The organism is Amycolatopsis sp. FBCC-B4732, assembly GCF_023008405.1.
Classification (GTDB): Bacteria; Actinomycetota; Actinomycetes; order Mycobacteriales; family Pseudonocardiaceae; genus Amycolatopsis; species Amycolatopsis pretoriensis_A.
Genome location: NZ_CP095376.1, coordinates 10,077,140 through 10,090,151 on the forward strand (window position 1 = coordinate 10,077,140; position 13,012 = coordinate 10,090,151).

At 70.5% G+C, this 13,012-nt stretch carries 13 protein-coding genes; all 13 read left to right on the forward strand.

Translation table 11 applies throughout. The features are described from left to right. The first annotated feature begins 213 nt into the window (after positions 1-213). A complete protein-coding gene (locus MUY14_RS46200; RefSeq protein WP_247019410.1) occupies positions 214-1,776 on the forward strand; it encodes a DUF6801 domain-containing protein in 1,563 nt (520 codons plus the stop codon). Positions 1,777-1,887: 111 nt separating this feature from the next. Further along, entirely contained in the window at positions 1,888-2,616 is a 729-nt protein-coding gene (locus MUY14_RS46205) for a hypothetical protein (protein WP_247019411.1), read from the forward strand. Next, positions 2,613-3,407: an ABC transporter permease gene (locus MUY14_RS46210; RefSeq protein ID WP_247019412.1), complete on the forward strand. Its 795-nt coding sequence runs from the start codon at positions 2,613-2,615 to the stop codon at positions 3,405-3,407. The genes MUY14_RS46205 and MUY14_RS46210 overlap by 4 nt, the downstream gene beginning before the upstream one ends. 54 nt (positions 3,408-3,461) lie before the next feature. Then, positions 3,462-4,223, forward strand: a complete 762-nt coding sequence (locus tag MUY14_RS46215) for an ABC transporter permease (RefSeq protein WP_225958070.1) — start codon at positions 3,462-3,464, stop codon at positions 4,221-4,223. Next, positions 4,220-5,425, forward strand: coding sequence for an MCE family protein (locus MUY14_RS46220; RefSeq protein WP_247019415.1), 1,206 nt, complete (start codon positions 4,220-4,222; stop codon positions 5,423-5,425). The genes MUY14_RS46215 and MUY14_RS46220 overlap by 4 nt, the downstream gene beginning before the upstream one ends. Beyond that, positions 5,422-6,438 carry an MCE family protein gene (locus tag MUY14_RS46225; protein WP_247019416.1) on the forward strand — a complete coding sequence of 339 codons (1,017 nt, stop codon included), beginning with the start codon at positions 5,422-5,424 and terminating at the stop codon, positions 6,436-6,438. The genes MUY14_RS46220 and MUY14_RS46225 overlap by 4 nt, the downstream gene beginning before the upstream one ends. Beyond that, positions 6,435-7,445: an MCE family protein gene (locus MUY14_RS46230; protein ID WP_247019417.1), complete on the forward strand. Its 1,011-nt coding sequence runs from the start codon at positions 6,435-6,437 to the stop codon at positions 7,443-7,445. The genes MUY14_RS46225 and MUY14_RS46230 overlap by 4 nt, the downstream gene beginning before the upstream one ends. After that, positions 7,445-8,443: an MCE family protein gene (locus MUY14_RS46235; protein ID WP_247019418.1), complete on the forward strand. Its 999-nt coding sequence runs from the start codon at positions 7,445-7,447 to the stop codon at positions 8,441-8,443. Before MUY14_RS46230 ends, MUY14_RS46235 begins: the two co-directional genes overlap by 1 nt. After that, positions 8,440-9,411, forward strand: a complete 972-nt coding sequence (locus MUY14_RS46240) for an MCE family protein (protein WP_247019419.1) — start codon at positions 8,440-8,442, stop codon at positions 9,409-9,411. Before MUY14_RS46235 ends, MUY14_RS46240 begins: the two co-directional genes overlap by 4 nt. Beyond that, complete coding sequence (locus MUY14_RS46245) at positions 9,411-10,517, forward strand: MlaD family protein (RefSeq protein WP_247019420.1); 1,107 nt, start codon at positions 9,411-9,413, stop codon at positions 10,515-10,517. The genes MUY14_RS46240 and MUY14_RS46245 overlap by 1 nt, the downstream gene beginning before the upstream one ends. Next, positions 10,514-11,020, forward strand: a complete 507-nt coding sequence (locus MUY14_RS46250) for a hypothetical protein (RefSeq protein ID WP_247019421.1) — start codon at positions 10,514-10,516, stop codon at positions 11,018-11,020. The genes MUY14_RS46245 and MUY14_RS46250 overlap by 4 nt, the downstream gene beginning before the upstream one ends. Before the next feature lie 149 nt (positions 11,021-11,169). Beyond that, positions 11,170-11,646: a hypothetical protein gene (locus tag MUY14_RS46255; RefSeq protein WP_247019422.1), complete on the forward strand. Its 477-nt coding sequence runs from the start codon at positions 11,170-11,172 to the stop codon at positions 11,644-11,646. Positions 11,647-11,663: 17 nt separating this feature from the next. Beyond that, entirely contained in the window at positions 11,664-13,007 is a 1,344-nt protein-coding gene (locus MUY14_RS46260) for an AMP-binding protein (RefSeq protein ID WP_247019423.1), read from the forward strand. The last annotated feature ends 5 nt before the right edge of the window (positions 13,008-13,012 follow it).

Here is a 13,012-nt window from a genome sequence, read left to right on the forward strand (position 1 = left end):
GGGCGCTGCGAGCAAGAAGATCGCGGCCACCGGCCGTGCGCGTGACAATTTCCGCCGCCCCGATCCGTCCGCACGTGACAAGCGCTGACCTGCATGACCCTTCCCGGCGGGGGCGTTCCCATGCGCGTGACAAAGAAATCCGAGCGGCTTGTTCGGCCGGAATCGCGGAGGTAGTTTTCGCTGAAATTCCCCCATTCCCTGAGGTGACGACCCGTGAGATTTTCGTGGAAGTCGAGAAAGCCCGCGTACGGCTTGGCCGCCGCTACCGTCGCGGGGGTCGCGGCGACCGTCGTGCTCGTCGGGGCCGGGCCGACCGAGGCCGCGCCGGTGAGCTTGACGTTGAACTACAACTGCCCGTTCCCGCTGATCGGCGACCAGGTGCTGGCGGTGAAGATCGACACGAACCTGCCCGACAACGCCGTCGCGGGTGCCTCGTCGACGCCGATCACCTTCGACGTCGACGTCACCGTGCCGGAGACCGCCACCGAGGGCCTCGCCCTGGTCGGCGCCACCTCGCTCGACGGCTCGGCGAAGGCCGCGGCGCAGCTCAAGTACCCGGTCGACAAAACGCTGAACCTGAACCTGCCGCTGACCATCGCGTCGACGCCGGTGCCGCCCTCGGGCGCGTTCCACGTCAAGAGCAGCGGCAAGGCGCCGGCGGTGACGTTCCCCAGCCCCGGCACCGCGTCGGTGACGGTCGGGAACTTCAGCACCACGATGACCCCGCGCACGGCGGACGGCCAGCCGACCGACCTGGGCACGTTCACCTCGGACTGCGTCGCCGTCCCGGGCCAGAACCAGCAGCTGGGCACGTTCGAGATCAAGCCGGCGGGCGGCACCACGACGCCGACGACCCCGACCACGCCCACGACGCCGACCACGCCGACGACTCCCACCACGGAGCCGACGACCCCGACGACGGAGCCGACCACTCCGACCACGGAGCCGACGACTCCCACGACGGAGCCCACGACTCCGACGACCGAGCCGACCACTCCGACTACGGAGCCGACGACTCCCACGACGGAGCCGACGACCCCGACCACGGAACCGACGACTCCCACCACGGAGCCGACGACCCCGACGACGGAGCCCACGACTCCCACGACGGAGCCGACCACTCCGACGACCGAGCCGACGACCCCGACCACGGAGCCGACCACTCCCACCACGGAGCCCACCACGCCGACGACGGAGCCGACCACGCCGACCACGGAACCGTCGACGCCCACCAGCGAGCCGACGACCCAGCCGACCACGCCGCCGGGCGGCGTCGAGGTCAAGTACTCGGTCAAGGGCAAGTCGGTCCTCAAGCAGCTGCACGCCACGCTGCCGCTCGGCCCGGGCAGCCTGGACGCGAAGCTCGACGCCGCGTCCGGCAAGTTCGGCGCCCAGCTCGCGCTGCCGAAGTCGGACGTGGACTTCCGCGTCCTCGGCTTCATCCCGGCGTCCGCGACGGTGAAGCTCGACCAGGCCGGTGCGATCAACGGCACGCTCACCGGCGGTGCGGTCAAGGCGAACGCGCGGATCGACGTCCAGCTGACCAAGGTGCGGGTCTTCGGATTCCCGATCCTGCAGTCGAAGTCGTGCCACACGGTGAAGCCGGCCGACGTGCCGCTCGTCTCGGCGCCCGGGTTCGACCCGCTCAAGGGCGGCAAGCTGACCGCGACGTACGGCATCCCGCAGTTCACCGGGTGCGGGTTCCTGACCGGGCTGATCAGCGGGCTCACCTCCGGCCCCGGCAACAAGCTGGAAGTGACCCTCACCAAGAAGTGAAGTAGTGGCGAGAAAACGCAGACCCGCGTGACAAGAACGTGAACAACCCTTGTCCCGCAACGAGAATCGTCAGTAGCTTCGGAAAGGATCGCCTTCGATGAGGAAGTCCGAATGTCTTCGCTGACCCGGTTCTCGCTGCCGCTCGTGCTGACGCTGGTGGCGTTCTCGTTGGGTGCGGCGGAAGCCGCACCCAACGAGAACGCGCCGTCGGTGCAAGCGGCCAACCCGATCCCCTTCGGGTTCACCCTCGGGGACGCGCAGCAGCCGACCACGAGCCACGTCGCCAAGCTCGGGTCGGACATCGCGTTCCCGCCCGGCACCTTCGACGGCGCGCTGGGCGGCCTCACCAGCACCGTGCCGATCACCGGCAAGTTGAACATCCCGCCCACCGACGGCTACTTCGTCGCGTTCCGGTTCATGGGCACCACCGGCCGGGTCGAGATCGTCCCGGACGGCGACGCCACCGGCACGGCCACCGTGCACACGGGCAAGGACAAGGACTGCAAGGCCACGCAGACGAACATCTGCGCCGACACCGACGTGACCGCGAAGGTGTTCATCAAGCTCTCGAACGTGAAGGTGGACGGCAAGGCCCTCGAAGTCGGCCCGGACTGCCGGACGGCGCAGCCCGCGTCCGTGACCATCAAGGCGCTGGTGCCGATTTCGCTGCCGGCCCCGCCGGTGAAGGTGACTTCGACGTTCAGCACGCCCGCGTTCGCCGGGTGCACCGGGCACGAGGACCTGAGCCGGCTGCTCACCGGCCTGGTTTCGGGGCCGGGCAACACCTTCGTCTCGAACCTCACGTTGCGCTGCTTCAGCGCCGGGTGCAAGCAAGCATGACCACCCTGCTCAGCGAAGCTCCCCGGAAAGCGGCCAACGGCCTGCGCGAATTCGGGCGCATGTGCGCCATGGGCCTCGACATCGTCCTCGCGATGTTCCGCCGCCCGTACCAGGTCCGCGAATTCGTCGAGCAGTTCTGGTTCATCGCCAGCGTGTCCATCATGCCGGCGATCCTGGTGTCCATCCCGTTCGGCGCGGTCATCTCGCTGCAGCTCGGGTCGCTCACCAGCCAGATCGGCGCCCAGCAGTTCAACGGCGCCGCCAGCGTCCTGGCCGTCGTGCAGCAGGCGAGCCCGATCGTGACGACGCTGATCATCGCCGGCGCGGGCGGCAGCGCCATCTGCGCCGACCTCGGCGCACGCAGCATCCGCGAGGAGATCGCCGCGATGGAGGTGCTCGGCGTCTCGCCGATCCACCGGCTGGTCGTGCCGCGGGTGCAGGCCGCCGTCGGCGTTTCCGTGCTGCTCAACGGCTTGGTCAGCGTCGTCGGCGTGCTGGGCGGCTACTTCTTCAACGTGATCATCCAAGGCGGCACGCCCGGCGCGTACCTGGCCAGCTTCAACGCCCTCGCGCAGCTGCCGGACCTCGTCGTCAGCTCCGTCAAAGCGGTGATCTTCGGCTACCTCGCCGGGGTGGTCGCGTCCTACCGCGGCCTGAACCCGAAGGGCGGCCCCAAGGGCGTCGGCGACGTCGTCAACCAGTCCGTCGTCATCACCTTCCTGCTGCTGTTCTTCGTCAACACCGTGCTGACCGCGCTGTACCTGCAGCTCGTCCCGGCGAAGGGAACCTGAGTGGCCATCCTCGGCAAACCCGGCGACCGGCTGTTCGAACTCGGCGACCAGCTGATGTTCTACGTCCGGGCGATCGCGGCCGTCCCGCTCGCGGTGACCCGCTACTTCCGCGAAGTGGTGCGGCTGCTGGCGGAAGTGACGTTCGGCAGCGGCGCGCTCGCGGTGATCGGCGGCACGATCGGCGTGATGGTCGGGCTGTGCGTGTTCACCGGCGTCACCGTGGGCCTGCAGGGGTTCAGCGCGCTGAACCAGATCAACATCTCGGCGATGACCGGGTTCCTGACGGCGTACTTCAACACGCGCGAGATCGCGCCACTCGTCGCCGGGCTCGCGCTTTCGTCCACAGTGGGCAGTGGCTTCACCGCGCAGCTGGGCGCCATGCGGATCTCGGAGGAGATCGACGCGCTCGAGGTGATGGCCGTGCGGAGCATGCCGTACCTGGTCACCACCCGGATCGTCGCGGGGTTCATCGCGATCATCCCGCTGTACGTCATCGGGCTGCTGATCTCCTACTTGGGCTCGCGGCTGACCACCGTCGTCTTCTTCGGCCAGTCCGGCGGCACCTACGACCACTACTTCACGCTGTTCCTGCCGCCCGGTGACGTGCTGTGGTCGTTCGGCAAGGTGCTCGTCTTCAGCGTCGGCGTGATCCTGACCCACTGCTTCTACGGCTACCGCGCTTCCGGCGGGCCGGCCGGGGTGGGCGTCGCGGTCGGCCGGGCCGTGCGGACGTCGATCGTGCTGATCAGCGTGCTCGACCTGTTCCTGTCCCTGGCCATCTGGGGCGCGACGACGACGGTGAAGGTGTCCGGATGAGCCGCTTCGCCACGCAGCTCGCCGGGGTCGCGTTCCTCGGCGTGCTCGTGCTGCTCGGCTACCTCGCGGTCGCGATCTACGACAAGGACTTCGACGACGCCGAGCTGGTGACGCTGAAAGCGGATCGGGTCGGCAACCAGCTCGCGCCGACCGCCGAGGTCAAGGTCAAGGGCGTGCCGTTCGGCGAGGTCCGGGCGGTGCGCAGCACGCGCACCGGCGCCGAGATCGACCTGGCGCTCGACCCGGCGAAGATCGGCCAGCTGCCCGGCAACGTCTCCGCGCGGCTGCTGCCGAAAACCGTCTTCGGCGAGCGGTACGTCAACCTCGTGCTGCCCGACCGTCCACAGGGGAAGCTCGCCGCGGGCGACGTCATCGCGCAGGACCGCTCGTCGAGCGCGATCGAGCTCGAACGCGTCCTCGGCGACCTGCTGCCGCTGCTGCGCGCGGTCCAGCCGCAGAAGCTGAACAGCTCCCTCGGCGCGATCTCGCAGGCCCTCGACAACCGGGGGCAGCCGATCGGCGACAGCATCGTGAAGCTGCAGGACCTGCTGGCCCAGCTGAACCCGCTGATGCCGCAGTTCAAGGCGGACATCACCGGCCTGGCGAACGCGGCGGACGTCTACACCACCGCCGCGCCGGACATCCTGCAGGCGCTCACCGACCTGTCGACCACCGCGAAGACCATTGCAGACACCCGAGCCGACCTCGACAACCTCTACACGAGCGTCACCAGCGCCACCGGGCACCTGAACGACTTCCTGCGGAAGAACAAGGACAACATCATCGGTGTCTCCGCCGCCGGCCGCCCGTCGCTGGAGCTGCTTTCCCAGTACTCGCCCGAGTTCCCGTGCCTGTTCGACGCGGTGAACCGGCTCAAGCCGCTGATGGAGAAGGCATTGGGCAAGGGCACGAACGAGCCGGGGCTGCACGTCACGCTCACCGTGCAGGACCCGCGCGACAAGTACGTCCCCGGCCGGGACACCCCGCGCTTCGACGCCACCGGCGGCCCGAAGTGCTACGGCGGCGGGGCGGCGGCCTCGGGCGCCGCCTTCGCGACCGACGGTGACCTCGGGCCGGCCAACTCCCCGGGGGAGCGGCAGCTCGTCGCCGAGCTCCTGAAGCCGGCGCTGGGCGCCGTGCCGGACTGGAGCAGCGTCCTGATCGGACCGGCGCTGCGCGGAACGGAGGTGACCGTCCGATGAGGAGCATCGCTGGTCCGGCGATCAAGGGCCTGATCTTCTTTCTCGTCACCGCGGTCGCGACCGGCGTGCTGGCCATCACGATCGCCAACGCCGGCGTCGGCTCGACGATCGGGTACACCGCCCGGTTCACCGACGCGACGTCGGTCAACCCCGGCGACGAGGTCCGCATGGCCGGCGTCCGGATCGGCCAGGTCGACGCGGTCCGGGTCGTCGAGCACCGCCTCGCCGACGTCGACTTCTCCGTCGACCTCACGCACCGCCTGACCGCGTCGGCCGCGGTCACCATCCGCTACCGCAACCTGGTCGGGCAGCGGTACCTCTCGGTCGACCCCGGCGCCACGGACACCTCGCCGACGCTGGCCGAGGGCGCCGAGATCCCGCTGGACCGGACCACGCCGGCGCTCGACCTCACCGCGTTGTTCAACGGCTTCAAGCCGCTCTTCCAGGCGCTCTCGCCCAACGACGTCAACCAGCTCTCGTCCGAGATCATCCAGGTGCTGCAGGGCGAGGGGAGCACGATCGAAAGCCTGTTGCGGCACACGGCGTCGCTGACGTCCACATTGGCCGGGAAAGACGCCGTCATCGGACAGGTGATCGGCAACCTCAACACCGTCCTCGACACCGTGAACGCCCAGGGCGACCAGTTCGACGCGCTGGTCGACACCACCGCGCAGCTGGTCACCGGCCTCGCCGCGGACGCGAAGCCGATCGGGCAGGCGATCGGCGGGCTCGGCGAGCTGACCACCGCCACCGCCGGGCTGCTGGAGCAGGGGCGGCAGCCGCTCAAGGACAGCATCACCGCGCTCGGGGACCTGTCGAAGAACCTGGCCGACAACACCCCGGTGTTCCAGCAGTTCGTCGACAACCTGCCGAAGAAGCTCGACCGGATCGGCACGCTGTTCTCCTACGGCTCGTGGGCGAACTTCTACCTCTGCTCGGTGGAGACCGACGCGAAACCGGCGCCCGGCGGCCCGCCGCCCGGCATTCCCGTCACGGCCGGGAGGTGCCGGTGAAACCGCCCCGCGTCAAGCCGTTCCGCTCGCGGAACCCGATCGCCGTCGGTGCGGTGACCGCGCTGGTGATGGCCCTGTTCGGCAGCGCCACCTTCTTCTCCGACGACCTGCCGCTCGTCGGCGGCGGCACCACGTACCGGGCGGAGTTCCACGAGGCCGCCGGGCTGAAGCCGAATGACGAGGTCCGGGTGGCCGGGGTGAAGGTCGGCGAGGTCACCGACGTGCGGCTGGCCGGCGACCACGTCGAGGTGCTGTTCCGGGTCAAGGACACCTGGGTCGGGAACCGGACGACGGCGGCGATCAAGATCAAGACGCTGCTGGGCCAGAAGAACCTCGTGCTCGACCCGGTCGGCAACGGCGAGCTGGACCCGGCACAGCCCATCCCGCCCGAGCGCACGAGCTCGCCCTACGACGTCACCACGGTCTTCAACGACCTGGCCGGCACGGTCGGCGCGATCGACACCGACCAGCTCGCACAGGCGTTCCGCACGCTGTCCGACACGCTCGGCGCGTCGGCCCCGCAGGACGTGCGGACCGCGTTCGACGGCATCGCCGCCCTGTCGCAAACGCTTGCCTCGCGCGACGATGAGCTGGTCAAGCTGTTCCAGAACACCAACCAGGTGTCGAAGACGCTCGGCGAGCGCACCGGCCAGATCGAGGCGCTGATCCGCGACGGCAACACGCTGCTGACCGAGCTGAACGCGCGCAAGGACGCGATCGCGCAGCTGTTCGGCGGCATCAAGAACCTCTCGATCCAGCTGCGTGGGCTGGTCGCGGACAACCAGAAGACGCTCGGCCCGGCGCTCGACCAGCTCGACCGCGTCGCAGGAGTGCTGCAGCAGAACCAAGGGAAGCTCGAGGACAGCCTGCGCCTGGCCGGGCCGTTCTACCGGCTGCTCGGCAACGCCGTCGGCAACGGCCGGTGGATCGACACCTACATCTGCGGCCTGATCCCCACCGGCACCACGCCGGGAAGCTGCCTGCCGCCGAAGAACGGGGGACGCTGATGGCGCACCAGCTGACCGACCTGGGAGCGCAGGCACGACGGCGGACGCGATTGCGCGCGCTCACCGTCGGTGTCCTCCTCGCCCTCGTCGTCTCGGCGGCGTGGCCGATCGCGACCGCACCCCGGGAGCGGACGCTGACCGCGTACTTCACCGCCGCCGTGGGCATCTACCCCAACTCCGACGTGCGCGTCCTCGGTGTCGCCATCGGGTCGGTGTCCGAAGTGGAGCCGAACGGCACCGACGTCAAGGTGACCATGACGCTCAAGCCGGACGCCCAGCTGCCCGCGGACGCGGGAGCAGTCGTGATCACGCCGAGCCTGGTCGCCGACCGGTACGTGCAGATCACGCCCGTCTACCGCGGCGGGCCGCAGCTGCCCGACGGCGCTTCGATCCCGCGGGAGCGCACCGCGACCCCGGTCGAGGTCGACGACCTGCTGCACAGCCTCAACCAGCTGATGTCCGCACTGGGACCGCAGGGGGCCAACAAGGACGGCGCCGTCAGCGAGGTGCTGACCAAGTCGGCCGAATACCTCAGCGGCAACGGGCAGACCATCGGCACGGCGATCAAGAACCTCGGCGAATTCGCCCGTGCCGCCAGTGATTCGAAGGACGACCTGTTCGGCTCGGTCGACAACATCAGCAAGTTCACCGCCATGCTCGCGGCCGACGACGGTCAGGTGAAGCAGGCGATCTCGCAGATCGCGTCGCTGAGCAAGGTGCTGGCCGACCAGCGCGACCAGTTCTCCGGCGCGCTGACCGAGCTGACCCAGGCGCTGAGCGTCGTGCAGGGGTTCATCAAGGACAACCGCGGCAAGGTCCGGACCGATGTGGACAAACTGGCCGACGTCACGAAGATCCTGGTCAACCAGAAGGAGTCCCTCGCCGAAGCGCTGCAGGCGGCGCCGAACGCGCTGACGAACCTCCTGGGCGCCTACGACAAGGCGAACGGGACCCTCGACGGCCGCGGCAACCTCCTCGAGTTCCCGGAGGGGAAATGAAGTCCCTGGTCAAGCTGGCCGCCGTGGTGACGCTCGCGCTGGTCACCACCGGCTGCGGGCGCGGCGTCAGCGTCTACGACATCCCGCTGCCCGGCGGCGCCGCGCTCGGCGACCACCCGATCCACGTCACCGCGAGCTTCACCAACGTGCTCGACCTGGTGCCGCAGTCCGGCGTCAAGGTCAACGACGTCCCGGTCGGGCAGGTCGTGAAGGTGGAGCTGGCGCCGGACGGGCACAGCGCGATCGTGGAGCTGCTCCTCAACGGCGACGTCGACCTGCCGGGCAACGCCGTCGCGCGGCTGCGGCAGGCCAGCATCCTCGGCGAGAAGTTCGTCGAGCTGGCCGCGCCGCCCGACGCGACGCCGTCGGGCCGGCTCCTCGACGGGTCGACCATCCCGCTGGACCAGTCCACGCTGACGCCGGAGATCGAGGAGGTCTTCGGGGCGCTGTCGCTGCTGCTCAACGGCGGTGGTGTGGCGCAGGTGCAGAACATCAGCCACCAGCTCAACGAGGCCCTCGGCGGCCGCGAGACCGCGGCCCGCAGCCTGCTGTCCTCTTTGGACGAGTTCGTGCGCGGTCTCGACGAGCACCGCACCGAGATCACGCGGGCGATCGAGAGCGTCAACAAGCTGGCGCAGACGCTGAACGCACACACCGACCAGATCACCACCACGCTGAACGGCCTCACCCCCGGCATCGGCGTGCTCAACCAGCAGCGCGAGGCGCTGGTTGGGATGCTCAAGTCCCTCGACGGGCTGACCTCGGTCGCCGTCGACACGGTCAACCGCAGCAAGGACGACCTGGTCGCCGACCTCAAGGCCCTCGAACCGCTGCTGCGGCGGCTGGCCGACTCCGGCGACAAGCTGCCGAAGGCGATGGAGATGATCTTCACCTTCCCGTTCCCGGACGCGGCGCTCGACACCATCCGCGGCGACTACCTCAACGGCTTCCTCAAGGTGGGTCACTGATGCTGACCCGGTTCGTGCGCCTGCAGGTGACGATCTTCGTGGTCATCGCCGTGCTCGGCGTGGCCTACGTCGGAGCCACCTACGCCGGTCTGGACAAGGTGTTCTTCGACCGCGGCTACACCGTGAAAGCGCAGTTCCCTACCGGCGGCGGCATCTTCGCAGGCGCCGAGGTCACCTACCGCGGGGTCCCGATCGGCCGGGTCGGCGAGCTGCGCCTGACCCCGGCCGGGATGGAAGCCGACCTGGAGATCGACTCGGGCACCGCGCCGGTCCCGGCCGACACCGAGGCCGTCGTCGCGGACCGCTCGGCGGTCGGCGAGCAGTACGTCGACCTGCGGCCACGCAGTGCTGGCGGGCCGAAACTGGGGGACGGGTCGGTGATCACACAGGCCGATACGAAGATCCCGCTGCCGGTCGACGTCGTCTTGTCGACAGTGGACACGTTCGCCAATTCGGTGCCCAAGCCCGCGCTGCGCACGGTCGTCGACGAGCTGTACAACGCGACCACCGACGCCGGTCCGGCGCTGGACCAGCTGGTCGGGCGCGGCATCGAGTTCGTGCAGGCGGCGAGCGCGCACGTGGCGCCGCTGACCCGGTTCGTCACCGACGCGCACGTCGTGCTCGACACCCAGGTGCAGCAGGCGGGCGCGATCCGCGAGTTCGGTGCCAACGCGAAGCTGCTGGCCTCGACGTTGAAGCAGGCCGACGGCGACCTGCGCACGCTCATCCCGGCGGTGCCGGCCGCGGCGAACGAGGTCGGCGCCCTGATCCGCGACTCCGGGCCGCAGCTGGGCGTGCTGCTGGCGAACCTGCTGACCACCGCGGACGTCCTGGAGAACCGGCGAGACGGGCTGCGGCAGCTGCTGATCACCGCACCGCAGGCGGTCGCGGCGGGCAGCGCGGTGATCCGGCCGGACGGTGCCCACTTCGGGCTGTCGCTGACCTTCTTCGACCCGCCGCCGTGCACGACCGGGTACACGACGCCGTACCGCGACGGCCTGGACACCTCGACCCGCCCGCTGAACACGGCCGCGCGCTGCGCGCTGCCGAGGGGCAATCCGACGAACGTGCGGGGTTCGCAGAACGCACCGGGAGGACGGCCGTGAAGATCCTGACGTGGCTGGCCCCGGCGGCCGCGGTCGTGGCGACCGCGGCGGCCGGGTGGTCCGGGTTCACCTGGTGGCAGGCGGCGCACGACGACGGCGTCGCGCGCGCGGTCGTCCGTGAAGACGCCTTGCAGGCGGGCCGGACGGCCGTCGCCGGATTGACCACTTTGGACTACCACCAGGCAGCGCCGGGTTACCAGCGCTGGCTGGACCTCGCCGGCGGCGCCCTGCACGACGAGCTGGCCGCCGACCGGCAGGGCAGCCTCGACCGGATCGCCCAGGCGAAAACGGTCACCACCGGGAAGGTCACCGACGCCGCGGTGACCGAAGTGGACACCGGTGCGGGGACGGCGAAGCTGATCGCGTCGGTCGAACTGGTCGTCGCACCGGACGGCGGTGACGCCGTGACCAAGCGCAACCGGTTCCAGGCTGACCTGACGCGCGGGCCGGACGGCTGGCACGTCACCGGGCTCGGCCAGGTCCCGGCCGGGGAGGCACCGTGACCCAGACGAAGAAGCGCCCGGTGAAGGTCGCCGGCCGCCTGCACGACGAAAAGCCGGCCGCCGAGGACCAAGAGGGTCGTGAGCGTGAAACCGGGGCAGAACACCGTTTCTCACTCACGACCCCCGGGCCACGGCGGCGGGTGGGGTGGGTGTGCGCCGTTGTTGCGGTGGTGATGGCCGGGGTGGCCGGGTGGTTCACCCTCGAGGCCCAGGCGACGAACGCCGTCGTCGCGCACAACAGCGCGTTGGCCGATGCCGCGGGTACCGGTGATGCGGCGAAGCAGATCAGCGCCGCGCTCGGCACGGTCTTCTCCTACCGCTTCGACGACCCGGCCAAGAGCGAGCAGGCGGCGAAGGACGTCCTCACCGGTCCTGCGCTGGCCCAGTACGACCAGCTCTTCGGCCAGGTGCGCAAGCTCGCCGCGGACCAGAAGCTGGTGGTCACCTCGACCGCCGTCGCGGCCGGCGTGAAGCTGCTGGACGGCGACCGCGCGGCGCTGCTGGTGTTCCTCGACCAGACCGGGACGCGGGGCGACGGGCAGCGCAGCACCGGGGCCGCGCAGCTGAGCGTCACGGCCGAGCGCGCCGGCGGGAAGTGGCGCGTCACCGGCATGTCCGCCGCCTGAGAATGCACGAGGGACCGATGCTCACGAGTTCTGAACGGGCCGCCGGGGCCACGACGCTTTCGACGCTGCTGACCGCCCGCGCGGCGGCCTCGGGCACCGAGAGAGCGCTTACCTTCCTCGGCCCCGAGGGGACGACGGTGACCTGGGCCGAGCTGGACGGCCGGGTCACCGCCGTCGCCGCGGCCCTGCGCCAGGTCACCGAACCCGGGCAGCGCGTGGCGATCCTCGTCGCGCACCCGGTCGAGCAGGTCGTCGCGTTCCTCGGCGTGCTCCGCGCCGGGCTGGTCGCGATCCCCGCCGGCCCGGACCGCGCCCGCGTCTTCGCGGACGCGGAACCGGCGATCGTGCTGGCGACTTCGGCGACGGTCGCGGCGACCCGGCGCTTCCTGTCCACCTTGGACACGTGTGGCCACCGCGTGCTCGCCGTGGACGCCGTGCCCGCGGCACCGGGCTTCACCGAGGACCCGGTGCCCGCCGAAGACGTGGCGTACCTGCAGTACCCGGGCGGGGTGATGGTCACGCACGCGAACGTCGTCGCCAACGCCCGGCAGGCGGCGCCGGTGCTGGGGCCGGGGACGCTGGTGAGCCGGTTGTCGCTCAGCGATCCCCTGGGCCTGCTGCTCGGCGTGGCCGTGCCGCTCACCACCGGCCGGCCCGCGGTGCTCGTCGAGCGGCTGGAACCGCTCGAGGCGCTCGGGCCCCTGACGACGTTGGCGAGCACCACCGACCCCGAGCTGGACCGGCTGCGCGAGGCGGTCGGACAGCTGCGGGTCTGCTACCGCGTGCCCGAAGCGACCGCGCTGGTCGCGTGCGGGCACCCGGCGGGCCAGCGGGTCGCGATCGTCGATCCCGGCGGACGGCGGCTGCCCGCGGGCGAGGCCGGCGAGATCTGGGTGAGCGGGCCGAACGTCGCCCGCGGCTACTGGAACCGGCCCGAAGAATCGTCCCGCGTCTTCTGCGCCATCCTCGCCGGGGACGACGAACCCCGGTGGTGGCTGCGGACCGGTGACCTCGGCGTGCTCGACGAGGCGGGCGAACTGTCCATCCTGGACGAAGACTTCGCCGCCGGGCACCACCCGCGCGACCTCGAAGCGACCGCCGGGGAAGCCCATCCGGCGATCCGGGACGCGGCCGCGTTCGCTGTTCCCGGTGCGCAAGTCGTGCTGGTCGTCGAGCTGGCCTCGGGGATCGTCCCGCCGCGCGGCGTGGTCGAGCGGGCCGTGCGCGGTGCGTTGGCGGAGCGGCACGGGCTCACGCCGCGCCGGGTCGTCGTGCTGAGCGCGGGCGCGCTGCCGGGGAACCGGGCCGAGTGCCGGGAAAGCTACCTGGCCGGTCTGTCGACTCCGGACGGCCTGCGGTGACCGGG